The following is a 16,794-nucleotide window of genomic DNA, read 5'->3' as shown; positions in this document are numbered from 1 at the left end:
GTCGTGAGACAGTTCGGTCCCTATCCGTCGTGGGCGCAGGAAATTTGAGAGGAGCTGTCCTTAGTACGAGAGGACCGGGATGGACGCACCGCTGGTGTACCAGTTGTCTTGCCAAAGGCATAGCTGGGTAGCTATGTGCGGAAGGGATAAGTGCTGAAAGCATCTAAGCATGAAGCCCCCCTCAAGATGAGATTTCCCTGTTACTTTGTAACGTAAGATCCCTGAAAGATGATCAGGTTGATAGGTCAGAGGTGGAAGCGCGGTGACGTGTGGAGCTGACTGATACTAATCGATCGAGGACTTAACCTAATACAAAAGCGAAAAGCTCAGTGAATGAATTGTATAATCGTTATCTAGTTTTGAAGGAATATGCCTTCAAACTTAAATATATCTGGTGGCGATGGCGAAGAGGTCACACCCGTTCCCATGCCGAACACGGAAGTTAAGCTCTTCAGCGCCGATGGTAGTTGGGGGTCTCCCCCTGTGAGAGTAGGACGTTGCCAGGTAAGAAGAGAAAAGATCAGTAGAGATATTGGTCTTTTTATTATGGAGTTAAATAAAAACCGTAAGGTTTTTTAGATAAAAGCAGAATTCAAAGTAACCCTTCTAGCCTGAGGCTTGGGAGAAGCAAGAAGGTCGAGGAAGCGCAGAGAGAGAAGACCGGAATGTGCGTTCTTCGGGCACATGAGGATCTGAACGAACAAGCTGACGAAGAGATTCGCCGCTTATCACAAGCCGAAATCCGAATACGGAAGTTAAGCTCTCGCGCCGATGGTAGTTGGGGGTCTCCCCCTGTGAGAGTAGGACGTTGCCAGGTAAGAAGAGAAAAGATCAGTAGAAATATTGGTCTTTTTATTATGGAGTTAAATAAAAACCGTAAGGTTTTTTAGATAAAAGCAGAATTCAAAGTAACTCTTCTAGCCTGAGGCTTGGGAGAAGCAAGAAGGTCGAGGAAGCGCAGAGAGAGAAGACCGGAATGTGCGTTCTTCGGGCACATGAGGATCTGAACGAACAAGCTGACGAAGAGATTCGCCGCTTATCGCAAGCCGAAATCCGAATACGGAAGTTAAGCTCTCGCGCCGATGGTAGTTGGGGGTCTCCCCCTGTGAGAGTAGGACGTTGCCAGGCAAACAAAAAAGAGTGGGCAAAAGTAGCTGACTCTTTTTTTATTCTTTCTTTTAGAGCTAATCCAGTGCACCACCACTTTAATATGAGATCCACTTTATAGAAAGTAATCGTTAGGTAGCTATGTTCCTTTTTACTTCTTTACTCCAGAATTAACTTATAATACAGCATTTTTCCATTAGATGAAATCGTGAGGAAACATGAGAAATCGTAAGGTCACTATTTCATTATAGAGGAGTTTAGAATTAATAAGGAACATTTTGAATAGTAAATAGCAAGACAACCCAATAACCATTAATTGGGTTGTTTTTTTTGTTGACAAAAAGTTTATCCTAATGTTAGGATAAAATAGTCCTAAAGTTAGGATAAATAATACTAGGATAAATAATGTTAGGATAAAGGGAGAGAAAATAAATGAATGTTCTATCAATTATTCTTCAAGGCATATTAGGATTAGGATTCTTAATGTTTGGGCTTATGAAGTTCGGTTCAAAACAAATGGTGGATGAATTTGGGCGTTATGGGTATCCAAGAGGTTTTAGGATATTCACAGGCTTGGTTGAAGTTATTTCAGCGGTATTCGTTATCTCAGGAATTTGGAATGATCAATTAGCTGCGTGGGGTGGTTTAATTATCGTTGGGACAATGATTGGGGCAATTTTCACGCACATCAAAGTTAAAGATCCTGTCAACAGAATGATGATGCCGATTGTTTTATTACTTCTTGGATTAGTTGTATTAGTATTAAATGTTGGATCATTGCTTTAAGCCTGTTAATATAAAGGGGGAATTACTATAGATATTAAAATAATTAAACCACAGGATCAGGCGTTTGGACAGTTTGATGGAGGTAAAATAGCAGAGCAGAAACCCATCGGCTTTTCTGGAGAAGGATCACTAATTAATAGGCTGGGTCCTTTATTTTACTGGGCATGGGCTAAAACTGAAGGCGAAAGTGGTATTGGTTTTCATCCTCATCAGGGATTCGAGATCTTAACCTACAACATTAAAGGAAAAGTTCGTCACCAAGATACTCTTGGTACAATTAGTGAAGTAGGGACTGGCGGTGTTCAAGTGATGCAAACTGGCTCAGGTGTGCAACATGCCGAAACTGTTCCTGAGCCATCAGAAGCGTTTCAAATTTGGTTCGAGCCGCACTTGAGCAAAGCCATTAAGCGATCACCTACTTACTCAAAATATGTGCATGAAGATTTCCCAGTCACCTCCGAAAACGGTGTAATCATTAAGACGATATTAGGTGAACACTCACCAATCAATCTCATGACAGACGGCAAAATGTACGATGTTTTAATTAGAAATGATGCAACCTATAAGTATTCTCTCTCACCTAATCGGACGCTAGCTGGTTTATCTATTAGAGGTCATGGTGGTTTGATTGATGAATCAGGACTTAGATTTGATAATAAGGATTTCCTCATTATTCAGTCAGAGAAAGCTGAAAGCTTTACCATTCAGCCCAAAGGTGAAGAACTAAGGATGCTGCTAATAGAGATTCCAACTGAAGTTGATTATCCTTTATACAGAAAACCAAGATAACCTTAATTTTTAAAGGAGGTTGAGTGATGGAAGATCAAAGTAATCGGGATTTGAGATTGTTTCGTGTTTGGATGAAAGCATCCAAAGCTGTTTTTGGAAACATCCAGAAAGATGTTGAAAGTCATAAAATTAGTAATGAAAATTTTATGATTCTTGAATTGCTTTACAGTAAAGGTCCTCATCCAGTCCAAAAAATTAGTGAGATACTCTCTATTCCAAGTGGAAGTATCACCTATGTAGTTGACAAGTTAGAAAAGAAAGGGCTTGTGGAGAGACAACCAAACCCGAATGATAGAAGGGCTTCTAATGTCGTTTTGACAGAAGAAGGAAGAGCACTATTTGACGAGATTTTCCCAAAACATGTTGCAACCATTTCTCAAAATTTATCATTTATTTCAAATGATGAAAAAGAACAGCTAATTGATTTATTAAAGAGAATTGGAATGGGTGCACAGAATTTGGAAAAATAAATTTATAAAAGTTATAGAGGAGGAACAAACATGGCAAATGAGAAATTGAATATTGGAATTATTTTAGGTAGCACAAGAGAAGGCAGAGTTAGTCCGCAAGTGGGAGAATGGGTACAAGGAATTGCTGAAAAACGTGGAGATGCAAACTATGAAATCGTAGATATCGCAGATTACCATTTACCATTTTTAGGGACAACTGATGGGACAGAACCTGGAATTGCAGCTTGGAATGAAAAACTTAACAACTTGGATGGTTTCGTATTCATCGTTCAAGAATATAATCACAGCATAACGGGAGCCTTAAAAAATGCACTTGATTTAGCTCGTGAGCCATGGAATAACAAAGCAGCAGGTATCGTTAGTTATGGGTCAACTGGCGGGGCCCGTGCTGCTGAACATTTAAGAGGAATCTTGGGTGAATTAATGGTTGCAGATGTCCGAGTACATCCTACATTGTCCTTATTTACCGACTTTGAAAACTATTCTACATTTAAACCAGCTGACTTGCACCTTAATAATGTAAATGCAATGCTTGATCAAGTTGTTGCTTGGAGCGGTGCATTAAGAACCATAAGAAAATAATCAAATATCATATTGAAGAAGAATTCGAATATTGAATATCGGGCACTACCTAAAAGTAGTGTCCGATATTCTTTTTTATTAAATTTAACTCGGTAAAAACATTTTAACGAAGGCGGTTTGTTGAATTACATACAGTATAGAAAAAGCCATCATCCTACTTAGGAGAATCGGTTTTTCATTCTTTATTGATTACTTAACTGGGTCGTTGTTTTGAAGGACTACACATGAAGCTACTTAGTACAATAGAAACCAAACTTACTATCAAGAATAGTAATCCTCCTAACTATTGCCGTATCAATTGTTATCTATAAATTGCACTAAGACAAAAACAACCCATTTTGGAAATCAGGAGCTTCTCCGAGCCGCAGAGTTAATCCAATATATACTAACATAATTTCCTATAGCAACTAATATACCTCACAACAAAATCGTTCCCATCATAGGGACCAATGAATTTCTCCGTAAGGAATGACAATATATGAACTAGTCTTAATGTGTTTTTCCTTTTATTGTCCCAAATAACGTGCAGTATAAGGCAAACAGAAATTGCTTATATTAATTGAAAATGATAAAGATGGTACATCGTCTATTTTATAAAATAGGGATTAGAGAGAGGGAGAAAATGAAAAAGTTACCTTTTATTTTATTAACTTTGTCTTTAAGTTCAGTCTTATATGGTTGTAAAAATGTTCAAGAATTGCAAGATAAAGAACCAGCCGAAAGCTTAGCAAATACAGGTGAAAAACCATTTGAACGAAAAGTCTTTATTATTGATTCAATTGATACTCCATTACCCCCGGAAGCCAAAAATGTTCAATCAATCCCCAATAAAAGTGAGCCTCAACAAATTCCAAATGCAAATCTAAACGACCCACTTGTCATTACAAAAATGCCGCATTCAGATAGGAAAAGCTCTGAAAAACCAAATGGCATCAGGCAAGGATAGAGAAAAAGATGTGTTAAACCAAATGTCGATCAAACCTATTATTTCGGTATTATAGAGATAAAGTATTTACGAAATAATTCTTATAATGAATAGCTTCAACATTATTTAGAAGCTTATTCAACAATCGTGCGTCCTATTGGAGTAGGGTTGATTGCTCCTATTTTGCTTTACAGAACAAATTTGTTTAACACTTAGTAGTGAATTGGATATTTATGTTAAAATGTAGATTGAGTTTTAAAGGATTGTACTTAAACTATTAAAGCAGGAGAATTAAAGCAGGAAAAATAATAAACGAATTTATAAACATTTTACTAGGTTTAATAAGGAGGGAGTTTTTTGAGTTACAAGAACACTTTTATTACAATTTCTGAGGATTCAACAGTTACTTCAGCTATTGTACCTGTCCCACGAAATGAAAAACCTACAATTGCTTCTATTGAATTTGATTTAATCAAGAATAATCCTTATAAATATACACAAGAGGATGTACAATTTAAAACTTATTTAATCAAGAATCAAATCGAGTCAAATAATTTAGTTGAACTACGTGAGCAATTCTTTACAAAACCTAAAGCATGTTTCAGAGCTTCTCCATTAGTAAAAAAATATGGGTGGGGAATACACTATGATGATAAAGGAAAAATTGCCCTATACGATGTTAAAAGTGAAACATATAATCAATTTCTCGAATCGAATATCATAGCCATTGTAAAAGGTATGCGTTCGAAAAGAAAATAAAACATTTTCTAACAAAATCTTTTATTCCGTTTAATGGTGCCTTTCTTGAGAAAAAGCAAACAGTTACCCAGGAGAATTATCAGGTGGACAAAAACAGCGTGTGGTAATTGCAAGAGCATTAGCGATGGGTCCAAAAATTATGCTATTTGATGAACCGACTTCTTCACTTGATCCTGAAATGGTTGGAGAAGTTCTAGAAGTTATGAAGCAATTAGCTAATGAGGGGATGACGATGATCGTTGTCACCCATGAGATGGGATTTGCACGTGAAGTTGGCGACAGAGTTATCTTTATGGATGGTGGTTATATTGTAGAAGAAAACGTCCCAAAGGAATGTTCGGCAATCCTTAGCATGAACGAACAAAATAATTCTTAAGTAAAGTACTTACTTTACTTGAATATTTTTTTACATTCACCATCCTTAGAGCTAGCATTGTGGTACGTAACCGAGATTTGGTTGTTAATGTTAGATCTAGTTTTATAATCCTTTAAAAGGCTTGTAGAGAAAGGAATATTTTCTCTCAAGCTTTTTTTTATTGTATTTAAATAGTCCTTTTTCATCTGATTTTTGATTTATTGTTCGGGGACCGCTTAAGCGTCCTTTTAGCTTAAGCACATTAACTTCCTTGATGCTTACTGGATTAATACTAATATGGGATTTTATTTCTATGAATGAACATGTCAGTAATAAGATAATCTTCTAATTTAACAAGCAGCTTAAAGGATCTTCAATTGGAAGATCCTTTTCAGTACCGATAATATCGCTTTTGTTGACTAAAAATGTATAAGGTGTTCATCAAAAAATAGAGCCGTTATTAACCTATACTACGAAATAATACTGAGGAGTGCATGGTCATTTTGACCATGCCTGTTCATTTGTATTAAAAAGAAAAGTATCTAAGCAACAAAATTTTTTAGAAAAGATTGACAATTCTGGATATGTATATATAATTTGTATTAAAACATATATTTTGTAATAAATAAGAGGTTATTTCGTGTGTAAATACGAATATTTAGAGGATTTACGCATTTTTTATAGATATAACACTTATTTAATACAAAATTTTTGTATTGAAAGGAGGAGTTTTAAAGAAGGACTGGCAAGCTTTTTTGAATTATTGAGTTTCGTAGAGTGAAAGTAACACTATTTTTTCATTTGTTAATTTTATAATGATTATCGGAGGTGGATGGCAATTGAACTTAAAAAAAGGAATCCCTTATAAGATGATGTTGTTGTTAGTTATGTTTACTCTTTTTTTATCTCTATTTGGTATCAATCATTCAAAAGCCGGATCTACATATACATTCTCTAATCCTATAAATACGGCAGGTGCTGACCCTTATGTGATGCTTCATACAGATGGGTATTACTATTTTACCCGTACACTTGGTCATCGAATAGATATCTGGAAATCAAGATCTCTGACTGGAATAGACCTGGGAGAACGAAAGACTGTATGGACAACTCCATCTAATTTAAGAGACATATGGGCACCTGAAATCCATTATCTCGATGGAAAATGGTATATTTATTATACGGCCAATACAGGATGCGGTGATGATTGTCGCGGCGTTTACGTGTTGGAGAATTCTTCTGAAGATCCTCTAGAGGGAGAGTGGGTAAATAAAGGGAAGGTAAATACTCAATACTCCGGTCTCGATGGTTCAGTATTTGAACATAAAGGGCAACGGTATTTCATGTATGCAGCATACGGAGATTGGTCTGGTAAGCATGGCAGCGCTATTGCAATTGCTCCAATGTCTAATCCTTGGACACTTGATGGAGAAAATGTCATTTTAACTAAACCTGAATTTGACTGGGAAAAGAAAGGGATGGATGTAAATGAAGGCGCTGTCATTTTGAAAAGAAATGGTAGTATCTTTCTAATCTATTCTGCAAGTGCGTGCTGGGAGGACGATTACTCTCTTGGCATGCTAACAGCTTCGGAATCTAGTAATTTGTTAGATCCATCATCCTGGACTAAATCAGAAACACCAGTTTTCAACAAATCTACAGAAAACGGAATATACGGCCCAGGACATAATTCATTTGTTAAATCGAAAGACGGTACACAAGATTTAATTGTCTACCACGGAAATAACGGAGCCGGCCAGGGTTGTGGACCACGTCCAACAAGAATTCAGGAGTTTGACTGGAATGCTGATGGTACACCAAATTTTGGCATTCCAACAAATGGACCCCTTGAAGTCTCTTCAGGTGATTTTAGAATTGAGGCAGAGCATGGCTTCCCTGAAAGCTCTACTATCATGAAGATGAAAGGAGCATCTGGCGAAAAAGTAGTAAGAATGAATAACACGAAAAGCTCCTTGTATATCAAAGATGTTAATGTGCCAGAGAGGGGAACGTATACTCTTACAATAGGATACAAAAGCAGTGCAGGACCTAAAGCTACACAAACGGTATCAGTAAATGGAATGCCTGGTAAATCACTCTCATATCCGCAAACAGGCAGCAACAAATTCGGAAAAGTGACGATACAGGTGGAATTGAATAAAGGATACAATAATACAATTGAATTTTCAAAAGGAAAGCATACGGTTGATATTGACTTCATTGAACTTTCAGGTGACAACGAGTTTTCCGTCAAATCTGGAAGGGAATATAAACTAATCAATCCAAACGGGGGTAAGGCGCTTGATATTATAGGGGCAAATACGGCAAATGATAGCTTTACTCAAGTATGGGATGAATCAGAGGGAAATCCAGCTCAACGTTGGAAAATTATAGACCTTGGAGACGGCACCTACACCCTAATAAACCCTAACAGTAACAAAGCGTTAACGGTACAAGATCCTTCAGCTTCATGGGGTAGAGCTGTAATACGCGATTATCAAGGCCTTGATACACAAAAGTGGAAAATTATCGACATAGGAAACGGCTATTGCAAATTAATCAATGTCGAAACAGCTAAAGCCTTAGATGTAGGTGGGGCAAGCATTGATCGTGGTGCGGAAGTCGGAACTTGGGAGGACATCCCTGGTGGAGTCGCGCAATATTGGCTATTATATCTTTTAGACTGAATAAAATAAGAATAATGGACTAATTCTTTGGCAGATAAAGAATTTCAATTCCGGAATCGGACGCGTTTCATAGAAACGCGTCTTTTATGTATTAGGCCAGAGTTAGATCCTCCTCCTTTTATAAGAAATATATGTAAAAATATAGGTGTCTGCTCTATGTTAAATACCTAATTAGTTACGGAGTCACAATCGTAGAATTGTATATTTTTACCATATAATGTATATGCTGCTATCACTGCAATTAACAAAGAAACAAGTTCCCTTTATATACATTTCCTGTAAAATGCTAGTTCTAAATGCTTGTCCAATCTCCATATAAATTAGTAAAAAAAATATATGGAGGCTTTAAATGAAATCCTTGAAACCCTTTTACATAATTGTGATATCTTTCATGGTTATTATTTTAGGTGTACCCTCATTAATTGTTATTGCTTTTGGGTCAAATGACACAAATCAAACCACAAAAAATATTTCCAAAACCACATCTTCACCTACAGCACCAACTAAAAACGATACAAAAAGCATGACTGTATCAGTATATAGGACGAATTTTCAAGAAATTGAAAAGGTTCATCTGGAATGCCTGCAAGTTATGAAGTGGAGGCCTTAAAAGCACAGGCAATAAGTGCAAGAACTTATTTATTTAGATTTCTTATGACAGATAAGGAAGGTCAAGTACCACAAGGATCTGATATTACAGACTCCACCAACCATCAAGTTTACAAAAGCCAGGATGAATTAAAAGAAATGTGGAAAAACGATGATTATGAAAGGTATATAAAGAAAATATCTCAAGCTGTTACCGAAACGGAAGGGTTAATCATGACTTACAATGGAAAACTCATTGATGCTTCTTTCTTCGCTATAAGCAACGGCTATACTGAGAACTCAGAAGACTACTGGAACGCATCCCTGCCGTATTTAAGAAGTGTACCTAGTCCGTGGGATAAAAATTCCCCTGATTTTATTGAAACAAAAGAAGTTTCTTCAAAAGAATTTCAGGCGAAGCTTGGTGTTAAATTGACAAGTGATATTAGTGTTCAAAGAACTTCCACAAATCGAGTGTCCTCTATTACAATTAACGGAAAGGAATTTACTGGTGAGATATTTAAGAAGGATTTAGGGTTAAGATCAACAGATTTTAGCTTTAAAATTATAGGCGATACGATCCAATTTACCACAAAAGGGTACGGACATGGAGTTGGTATGAGTCAATATGGGGCAAATAGTATGGCAAAGGAAGGAAAGACCTATAAAGAAATACTAGAGTATTATTATAAAGGCATTAAAATAGAGGATTTAAAATCAAATCAGGAATACAATGATAAGCTTGTCGTGAAAAGTGAAGAGACTTCTTAATGCTATTTTTAATACGTTAAAAATAGCATTTTTTAAGTAAATTTAAAATATATTGCAATGCTTTTGCAATATATATATTGCATTACGTAAAATATATGTTACATTTTTAATAGGGAGGGATATACATAAGGTGAAAAATAATGTGAAATTGGCTCGTGTACAAATGAACTTTACCCAACAGCAATTAGCTGAAAAAACGGGTGTTACCCGGCAGACTATTAGCTTAATTGAAAAGGGAAAGTATAATCCTTCATTAAAATTATGTTTGGATATATGTTATGCCCTTAATAAATCGTTAAATGAATTATTTTGGCTTGAAAAGGGGGATTAACAGTGAAAATAATTAAGGATGAACGTTTAATCATTCAAAGTTTAAGAAATATTCGTATCGCCTTTGTTTTCCAAACGTTATGCATCTTAGGGATTTTGATTTACGACGGAATAAATAAGGGAATTACACACGTTACAAACAATCCCTTATGGTTAGTTTTTATAGGAACTTCCGTTATACTGGGATACTTGAATTTAAGAATATCAGTCGATGAATATGAAACCCATAATGAGAAAAAACAACGACCTTATTATAAAAATGTATTTCTCTCATTGATTGTAGGAGTTATTTTTGGTGTGATTACCATCCTTACTCCTGAAGGTACTGTTCGTGATGCCGTTATCATAGGGGGAGTAATGTTTGGATGTTTCTTATTTTCATTTACAGTGGTCTACTATCTAAGAAAAAAACGTTATCATGAGGAAAATGATGATGAGGAGTAAACTGATTTGTCCAATCTTATTCCACTAAAGGGACAATGCTTCAATAAGGAAGTGTCTCTTTTTCTTCTTGCACAAACAAAGCAGTAAAGCGATTCGCTTTTTAAGTATAGAAGTATTCCATATTTCCCCACAGTTTTAGAAAAAAGCAAATGGCAGGAGGGGGTATCTAATGTTTAATGTTTGTATAGATTGTGGACAATACCGAGTTGATAAGGAAATCAAAGCACTTGGAGGAAAAACATTCGGGATATGTCCGGAATGCAATTATTCTCATGAGTTTTTGCAACTTCCATTGTTTATTGTTACTGGGGCAAGTGGTACAGGAAAATCGACATCTGCGTTTTCACTATCTAATTTGTCCAAAGATTATGTTCCGTTGGAGACAGACATATTGTGGGATAATCGCTTTAACACGCCAGAGACAAATTATCGGGAATATAGAGAGCTTTGGTTAAGAACCGCTAAGAACATTTCTCAAGCTGGCAAGCCAGTTATCTTATGCGGAACAGCGATGCCGGACCAGCTGGAGCAATGTGTTGAAAGGCGTTATTTTACTGAAATTTACTACCTGGCATTAGTGTGTGATAATAAAGAGCTTACTCAACGATTATTGAACAGACCTTCGTGGAGAAAGCAATAAAGAATTTATTAATAACATGATTTCATATAATAATTGGTTAATTGAAAATGGAGAAAAGAATAATCCTGTCATAGACTTACTATATACCACAAATCTATCTGAAAAAGAAACTGCTGAGAAAATCTTATTATGGGCATCGTCAAGGTGTTCATAGTTAAACTTGAGGGTGTAAGAGCATGCCACACATGAAATGACAACAAAGATCTGCGATCACAAGCCCAATTTTTAAATGCAGACCTGGATACTGCCAGGTATCCAAATCGTTAGTCATAAAAAGATTTGATTAAAAGACTATGTGAACGAGTTTGATTGAAAAAACTAAACTAAAAGCCGCCTTAGGGCGGCTTTTAATCATTTAATAGGGGATAAAAGAAAATATGGTAGACAGGAAGCGTCTGTTCATATAATATAAAGAAAATTATATACATCGTTTAAACAGGTGCTATGCATGTTAGAATGTATAGCTTAATAGGGAAGTTCGGTGAAAATCCGACACGGTACCCGCCACTGTAATTCGGAGCGACCTGCACAATGTCACTGCTTTAGTTTAAAGCGGGAAGGCGCAAGGAGCAATGAAGGTAAGTCAGGAGACCTGCCTGTTTAGATAAAACGACGTGACCTACGGGCTATAGGGGATGTTTTACGAAGACGGAAGTATGCTTTTTTCTGTTTAAAGCAGAACATACCATTGTTTTTTGTGAGCATTTAAACCCACCAGGTTTAAATGCTCTTTTTCGTTTGGTCACAATTATTTAGCATGGAGGTAAATTTAAGTGAAAAAAAGATCATTCTGGGTTTCATTTCTTGTACTGTTAGGTTTAACAAGCTATTTTTGGACGAACTCTTATCGACCAGCCTATGCCATGCATATTATGGAAGGATTTTTGCCATTTGGTTGGACTGTTTTCTGGTGGGGGATCACCATTCCATTTGTTGCCATTGGGATACGATCAATTACGAAAAAATTAAAAGAAAATCCTGAATTGAAGTCAATGCTAGGTCTGTCTGGTGCATTCGCCTTCGTTTTATCTGCGCTGAAAATTCCTTCAGTGACAGGCAGTTGTTCCCATCCAACTGGTGTAGGTTTGGGAACCATTTTATTTGGACCAACGGCGATGAGTGTTTTAGGGACAATCGTTCTTTTATTTCAATCACTCTTGTTGGCACATGGCGGAATTACTACGTTAGGTGCGAATGCTTTTTCGATGGCTGTCGTCGGACCTTTTCTTTCTTACGGAATATACAAGTTGGGAAGAAAAATGAATATATCCTTCGCCGTTTCAGTCTTTTTAGCTGCAATGTTAGGTGATTTAGGGACATATTTAGTGACATCGGTTCAATTAGCTTTAGCTTTCCCTGCTGAGATCGGCGGATTTGCGGCTTCATTTATCAAGTTTGCTAGTATCTTTGGTTTGACACAAGTACCTTTAGCAATTAGTGAAGGTTTACTTACAGTTATTGTGATGAACTTACTCCAAAAATATAATTTGGCAGAATTAAATCAAATACCTACGATGAAGGAGGCAAGGTAACATGAGAAATGGAGTATTATTTTTATTCGTGGTTCTATTAGCTATTATTCCGTTAATTTTTTTGAATAATGCTGAATTTGGCGGGGCTGACGGGAAGGTGGAGGAAGCGATTCTCGAAGTGGCACCTGACTATGAGCCTTGGTTTCATGCGATATGGGAACCGCCAAGCGGAGAGATTGAAAGTTTACTATTCTCGTTACAAGCGGCACTGGGAGCCATCATCATCGGCTATGTCATTGGGTATGGAAAAGCTAGAAAAAAGTATTCTTCATCCAAGCAATATCATAATGAGTGAATGCTATGATAAAAATTGATGATTATGCTTATACCAGCGGATTAAAAGATGTTCATCCCGTTGAGAAGGTCAGCTTTACGCTGATCTTTCTCTTTTTTACTATTCTATCAAAAAATATTTCGGTGGCTTGTTTTACCTTTACTGTAATGAGTATAGCGGTGATCGTGAAGGCGAAAATCCCGTTTATGGCCTATTTGAAACTTCTTGCCGTCCCTTTTGTTTTCTTAATGACAAGCTTGGTTGCCGTTTTATTTTCCATTGCACCTATTAATCAAGTAGGCCTAGATGTGCTTTGGATGGCTGAAGCAGGTTTATGGAAAATCTATATTAGTTCATATAGTATCCAACAATCATACGAACTAGCTGCAACGATATTGGCAAGTGTGAGCTGTTTATATTTTCTTATTCTATCAACTCCGCTTTATCAATTTATGTGGTTATTAAAAAAAGGAAAACTCCCCGCTGTTTTTGTAGAATTAATGGGGATTACGTATCGATTTATCTTTGTTTTATTGGAAAAGATGAATGAAATTTATATTGCACAATCCAGCAGGCTGGGCTATCAAAATTATAGAAGCTGGTTTTCCAGTGCAGCACAGCTTATTGTCAGTCTATTTGTTAAATCGATGCACTCAGCAAAAGAACTTCAAATCACGATTGATAGTCGAGGCGGAGACGAACATTTGTATGATGTGGATTTATCATTGGGCTATAATCGGGGGCATTTTGTCATTATTTTTATTTCGTTTGTTACACTTTCCATGATCTATATGATATCAAAATCATGAAAGACCAATGAAAAGGAAGTATGCAGAGTGAGTGAACAAATCATAACGTTTGAACAAGTTTCTTATCAATATGCAGATGGAACGATGGCATTGAATCAAATCAATCTTTCAATTGAAAAAGGGAAGAAGATCGCTCTATTAGGGAACAATGGCGCTGGGAAATCGACACTATTTCTTCTCATGAACGGTATATTAAAACCGACAAGCGGCAGCATTTTTTATAGGGGAAAGAAGTTGACTTATAAACGGAAAGAAATTCAGCAATTAAGGCAGCAAGTCGGGATTGTATTCCAAAATTCTGAGACCCAGCTTTTTTCATCTAGTGTCTATGAAGATATTAAGTACGGTCCAAAAAATTTACATTTACCCATTGAAGAAATCGAGAGGCGTGTAAAGGAAGTCATCACATTAACAGAAACGGAATCGCTTAAAGATAAACCCCCTCACTTCTTAAGTATCGGACAGAAAAAAAGGGTAGCAATCGCTGGAATTGTTGCGATTGATCCAGAATTAATGGTGTTAGATGAACCGACAGCTGGACTCGACCCTTATTATTCAAAAAGAACGATGGAAATCTTGGGAAAAATAAATCACCGAAATCGGACGGTTTTATTGTCAACCCATGATGTAGATTTAGCTTATGAGTGGGCAGATGAGGTCATTATCTTAAACAATGGCCACTTGTTAGCTCAAGGAATACCCGTAGAGGTTTTTAATCAAAGAGAAATTCTCGAAAAAAGCCATTTACAAAAGCCTTGGATGATGGAAGTGTTTGAAAGATTACAAGGAACGAATTTATCCAATAAAAAGTATCCGCGGTCGAAAGCAGAATTGTTTGAAATGATGGAATCAATTCAAGCATCGTTTTTTTGATGCAAAATCTTTTAAAAGCAACATTTCTACCTAAGAAAGAGTTGTGCTACATAAGATTTTATTTAATTGTCAAAAAATAAAATAGTATGTCAAATTTCTAGATTATATGTTATATTAAAAAAAATTCAAATAATTAATTTTAAATAAGTGCTCACATTGTGTGAGGTAAAAGGGAAACTAGTGAAAGTCTAGTACAGCCCCCGCTACTGTAAGAGCTGATGAAATTACAATACCACTGAGAAATCGGGAAGGTGTAAGAGTAAAAAGAAGCTTAAGTCAGGAAACCTGCTTATTTAAACGACACTTACTTTTCGGAGGGAGAAGTATAGGCGGAACAATTATAGCTATTGTTTTTGTGTTTCAGTATGCTTTTTTATACTGCTATTTCACATGCCTGTATTCCTTTTAAAGGAGTGCAGGCATTTTTTATTTGGAGGTAAGCCTATGAAAAAGGGGAAAATTTTTGTTGTCGGCTTCGGTCCCGGTGACCGTGAGCATATTACAAATCGAGCTGTCGCTGCATTGCAGCAAAGTGATTGTATTATTGGCTATAAAACATACGTGGAGCTAATTGAACATTTGGTAACAGCAAAATCCATTGTCAGTACAGGTATGACAGAGGAAGTATCGCGTGCACAGGATGCAGTAAAGAAAGCTGAAGCAGGACTAATTGTCTCAGTCATTTCCAGCGGAGATTCAGGCGTATATGGTATGGCGGGATTAGTGTATGAAGTGTTGATTGAAAAGGGTTGGACTGAAAAAGAAGGAATTGAGGTAGAAATTGTTCCAGGTATTTCAGCCATTAATTCTTGTGCGAGTTTATTGGGTGCTCCTGTCATGCATGATTCCTGCACGATTAGTTTAAGTGATCATCTGACGCCTTGGACTGTAATAGAAAAGCGGATTGAGGCAGCTGCGATGGCAGATTTCGTAATAGCTTTATATAATCCGAAAAGCGGTCGGCGGACTCGACAAATTGTGGAGGCACAAACGATTCTATTAAAATATCGTTCTCCTGAAACACCTGTGGGACTTGTGAAAAGCGCCTACCGTGAAAATCAACATGTAGTGCTGACAACACTGGCTGAAATGCTTGACCATGATATAGGTATGCTGACAACGGTTATGATCGGGAATTCTTCTACTTTCTTTTATGACAATAAAATGATTACCCCTCGAGGTTATCAGCGTAAATATACGTTAGGTGAAGAAAAACAAACCTTAAAACCGCATCAGCGTTTGAAAAAGGAAGCCGAACCATGGGCGTTGAATCAAGAAACAGGGGAAGCGAAAGCAGGTTATGAACAAATTGAAAGAAAAAAACAAGAAGTTAGCTCATTAGAGTTAGCATTAAAGGCTTTATCCATAGTGTCTAAATCGGAAAAAGAACATTCTCATATCGTACAGCAGCCGATCGAAAATATTTTTGAATTTGCTGTTTCGCCTGGTGTAGCAAATAAATTTATTAAGCCAGAGCAAATGCGCGTACTGGCTGAAACCATCGGTGAAACAGGGACCATGGAATATACACCGGATCATCGTTTTTTAGTAAAGATTCCAACAGATCAGCCTGAAGCGATTGTTGAGAAACTTGAACAAAATCATTTACTTGTCATGCCTGTGGGCGATGTGTTAAATCTAAAAGCTTGTGATTTTTGCTACGGTGAAAAAGCAGAATCTATTCCATATGCAGAAGAAATAGGAGCAAAATTAGGGGGCTTAAAGCTTCCAAAAGAATTACATATTGGTTTTAACGGTTGCGGTATGGCCTGTTATCGGGCTGTATTCGATGACATCGGGATTGTTTACCGAAAGAAAAAATTTGATTTATTTATAGGCGCAAAGCCGGTTGGCCGTACAGCCCATGCTGCACAGCCAGTAGCAGAAGGAATTAAGCCAGACCAACTGCTGCCGTTATTAACGAAAATGATAGAAGAGTACAAACAAAATGCCCACCCAAATGAACGCCTTTTTAAATATTTTAAACGGGTGAAAAGAATTCAGAATTTTAATTACCAGGATATGAGCTCCAAAATTGAAGTTGAGCCGGCACCATGTGGAGATTAGGAAGGA

General features: G+C 36.8%; 16 protein-coding genes, 2 rRNA genes, 1 pseudogene and 2 riboswitches. All 19 genes and pseudogenes read left to right on the top strand.

Annotation, left to right across the window (positions count from 1 at the left end; translation table 11 throughout):
• Window positions 1-309, top strand: a 23S ribosomal RNA gene (locus WQ54_RS18535); the annotation flags it as partial.
• An 81-nt stretch (window positions 310-390) separates the two neighbouring features.
• A 5S ribosomal RNA gene (gene rrf, locus WQ54_RS18530) occupies window positions 391-506 on the top strand.
• Window positions 507-1,539: 1,033 nt separating this feature from the next.
• The gene (locus tag WQ54_RS18515; RefSeq protein WP_084822153.1) at window positions 1,540-1,893 is read left to right on the top strand and encodes a DoxX family protein; all 354 of its coding nucleotides are present in this window, start codon (window positions 1,540-1,542) and stop codon (window positions 1,891-1,893) included.
• A gap of 21 nt (window positions 1,894-1,914) precedes the next feature.
• Complete coding sequence (locus tag WQ54_RS18510) at window positions 1,915-2,682, top strand: pirin family protein (RefSeq protein ID WP_331435138.1); 768 nt, start codon at window positions 1,915-1,917, stop codon at window positions 2,680-2,682.
• A 26-nt stretch (window positions 2,683-2,708) separates the two neighbouring features.
• Window positions 2,709-3,152: a MarR family winged helix-turn-helix transcriptional regulator gene (locus tag WQ54_RS18505; protein ID WP_231597572.1), complete on the top strand. Its 444-nt coding sequence runs from the start codon at window positions 2,709-2,711 to the stop codon at window positions 3,150-3,152.
• 30 nt (window positions 3,153-3,182) lie between these two features.
• Window positions 3,183-3,734: an NADPH-dependent FMN reductase gene (locus tag WQ54_RS18500; protein WP_046586129.1), complete on the top strand. Its 552-nt coding sequence runs from the start codon at window positions 3,183-3,185 to the stop codon at window positions 3,732-3,734.
• 622 nt (window positions 3,735-4,356) lie between these two features.
• Window positions 4,357-4,680 carry a hypothetical protein gene (locus WQ54_RS18495; RefSeq protein WP_052737864.1) on the top strand — a complete coding sequence of 108 codons (324 nt, stop codon included), beginning with the start codon at window positions 4,357-4,359 and terminating at the stop codon, window positions 4,678-4,680.
• A gap of 336 nt (window positions 4,681-5,016) precedes the next feature.
• On the top strand, window positions 5,017-5,418 hold the full coding sequence (locus WQ54_RS18490) for a DUF6157 family protein (protein WP_046586127.1): 402 nt from the start codon (window positions 5,017-5,019) through the stop codon (window positions 5,416-5,418).
• Between the two features lie 49 nt (window positions 5,419-5,467).
• Window positions 5,468-5,769: pseudogene (locus tag WQ54_RS18485) on the top strand (ATP-binding cassette domain-containing protein); the annotation flags it as partial.
• 843 nt (window positions 5,770-6,612) lie between these two features.
• The gene (locus WQ54_RS35490) at window positions 6,613-8,460 is read left to right on the top strand and encodes a family 43 glycosylhydrolase (RefSeq protein ID WP_084822152.1); all 1,848 of its coding nucleotides are present in this window, start codon (window positions 6,613-6,615) and stop codon (window positions 8,458-8,460) included.
• Window positions 8,461-9,039: 579 nt separating this feature from the next.
• Window positions 9,040-9,819 (top strand): stage II sporulation protein D, encoded by a 780-nt coding sequence (gene spoIID / locus WQ54_RS18475; RefSeq protein ID WP_231597571.1) that lies wholly within the window; start codon window positions 9,040-9,042, stop codon window positions 9,817-9,819.
• A 130-nt stretch (window positions 9,820-9,949) separates the two neighbouring features.
• Window positions 9,950-10,150, top strand: coding sequence for a helix-turn-helix transcriptional regulator (locus WQ54_RS18470; RefSeq protein ID WP_046586125.1), 201 nt, complete (start codon window positions 9,950-9,952; stop codon window positions 10,148-10,150).
• Between the two features lie 2 nt (window positions 10,151-10,152).
• A complete protein-coding gene (locus WQ54_RS18465) occupies window positions 10,153-10,593 on the top strand; it encodes a hypothetical protein (protein ID WP_046586123.1) in 441 nt (146 codons plus the stop codon).
• Window positions 10,594-10,762: 169 nt separating this feature from the next.
• Complete coding sequence (locus WQ54_RS18460; protein ID WP_052737863.1) at window positions 10,763-11,233, top strand: AAA family ATPase; 471 nt, start codon at window positions 10,763-10,765, stop codon at window positions 11,231-11,233.
• Between the two features lie 420 nt (window positions 11,234-11,653).
• A riboswitch (cobalamin riboswitch) is annotated at window positions 11,654-11,848 on the top strand.
• A gap of 248 nt (window positions 11,849-12,096) precedes the next feature.
• Window positions 12,097-12,765: an energy-coupling factor ABC transporter permease gene (locus tag WQ54_RS18455; protein WP_156178015.1), complete on the top strand. Its 669-nt coding sequence runs from the start codon at window positions 12,097-12,099 to the stop codon at window positions 12,763-12,765.
• Window position 12,766: 1 nt separating this feature from the next.
• A complete protein-coding gene (locus tag WQ54_RS18450) occupies window positions 12,767-13,060 on the top strand; it encodes an energy-coupling factor ABC transporter substrate-binding protein (RefSeq protein ID WP_046586119.1) in 294 nt (97 codons plus the stop codon).
• A 5-nt stretch (window positions 13,061-13,065) separates the two neighbouring features.
• On the top strand, window positions 13,066-13,848 hold the full coding sequence (gene cbiQ / locus WQ54_RS18445) for a cobalt ECF transporter T component CbiQ (protein WP_046586117.1): 783 nt from the start codon (window positions 13,066-13,068) through the stop codon (window positions 13,846-13,848).
• A gap of 27 nt (window positions 13,849-13,875) precedes the next feature.
• Complete coding sequence (locus tag WQ54_RS18440) at window positions 13,876-14,721, top strand: energy-coupling factor ABC transporter ATP-binding protein (RefSeq protein ID WP_231597570.1); 846 nt, start codon at window positions 13,876-13,878, stop codon at window positions 14,719-14,721.
• 128 nt (window positions 14,722-14,849) lie between these two features.
• Window positions 14,850-15,029: riboswitch (cobalamin riboswitch) on the top strand.
• Window positions 15,030-15,165: 136 nt separating this feature from the next.
• Complete coding sequence (gene cobJ / locus WQ54_RS18435) at window positions 15,166-16,788, top strand: precorrin-3B C(17)-methyltransferase (RefSeq protein WP_046586115.1); 1,623 nt, start codon at window positions 15,166-15,168, stop codon at window positions 16,786-16,788.
• Window positions 16,789-16,794 lie beyond the last annotated feature (6 nt).

It is taken from the genome of Bacillus sp. SA1-12 (genome assembly GCF_000981385.1).
GTDB lineage: Bacteria > Bacillota > Bacilli > Bacillales > Bacillaceae > Metabacillus.
This window is presented reverse-complemented; position numbering and strand designations above follow the sequence as displayed.

Coding starts and splice junctions, on each gene's coding strand:
- WQ54_RS18515 (WP_084822153.1), top strand. CDS start 1,540: ATGAATGTTCTATCAATTATTCTTCAAGGCATATTAGGATTAGGATTC.
- WQ54_RS18505 (WP_231597572.1), top strand. CDS start 2,709: ATGGAAGATCAAAGTAATCGGGATTTGAGATTGTTTCGTGTTTGGATG.
- WQ54_RS18500 (WP_046586129.1), top strand. CDS start 3,183: ATGGCAAATGAGAAATTGAATATTGGAATTATTTTAGGTAGCACAAGA.
- WQ54_RS18495 (WP_052737864.1), top strand. CDS start 4,357: ATGAAAAAGTTACCTTTTATTTTATTAACTTTGTCTTTAAGTTCAGTC.
- spoIID (WP_231597571.1), top strand. CDS start 9,040: ATGCCTGCAAGTTATGAAGTGGAGGCCTTAAAAGCACAGGCAATAAGT.
- WQ54_RS18460 (WP_052737863.1), top strand. CDS start 10,763: ATGTTTAATGTTTGTATAGATTGTGGACAATACCGAGTTGATAAGGAA.
- WQ54_RS18455 (WP_156178015.1), top strand. CDS start 12,097: ATGCATATTATGGAAGGATTTTTGCCATTTGGTTGGACTGTTTTCTGG.
- WQ54_RS18450 (WP_046586119.1), top strand. CDS start 12,767: ATGAGAAATGGAGTATTATTTTTATTCGTGGTTCTATTAGCTATTATT.
- cbiQ (WP_046586117.1), top strand. CDS start 13,066: ATGATAAAAATTGATGATTATGCTTATACCAGCGGATTAAAAGATGTT.
- cobJ (WP_046586115.1), top strand. CDS start 15,166: ATGAAAAAGGGGAAAATTTTTGTTGTCGGCTTCGGTCCCGGTGACCGT.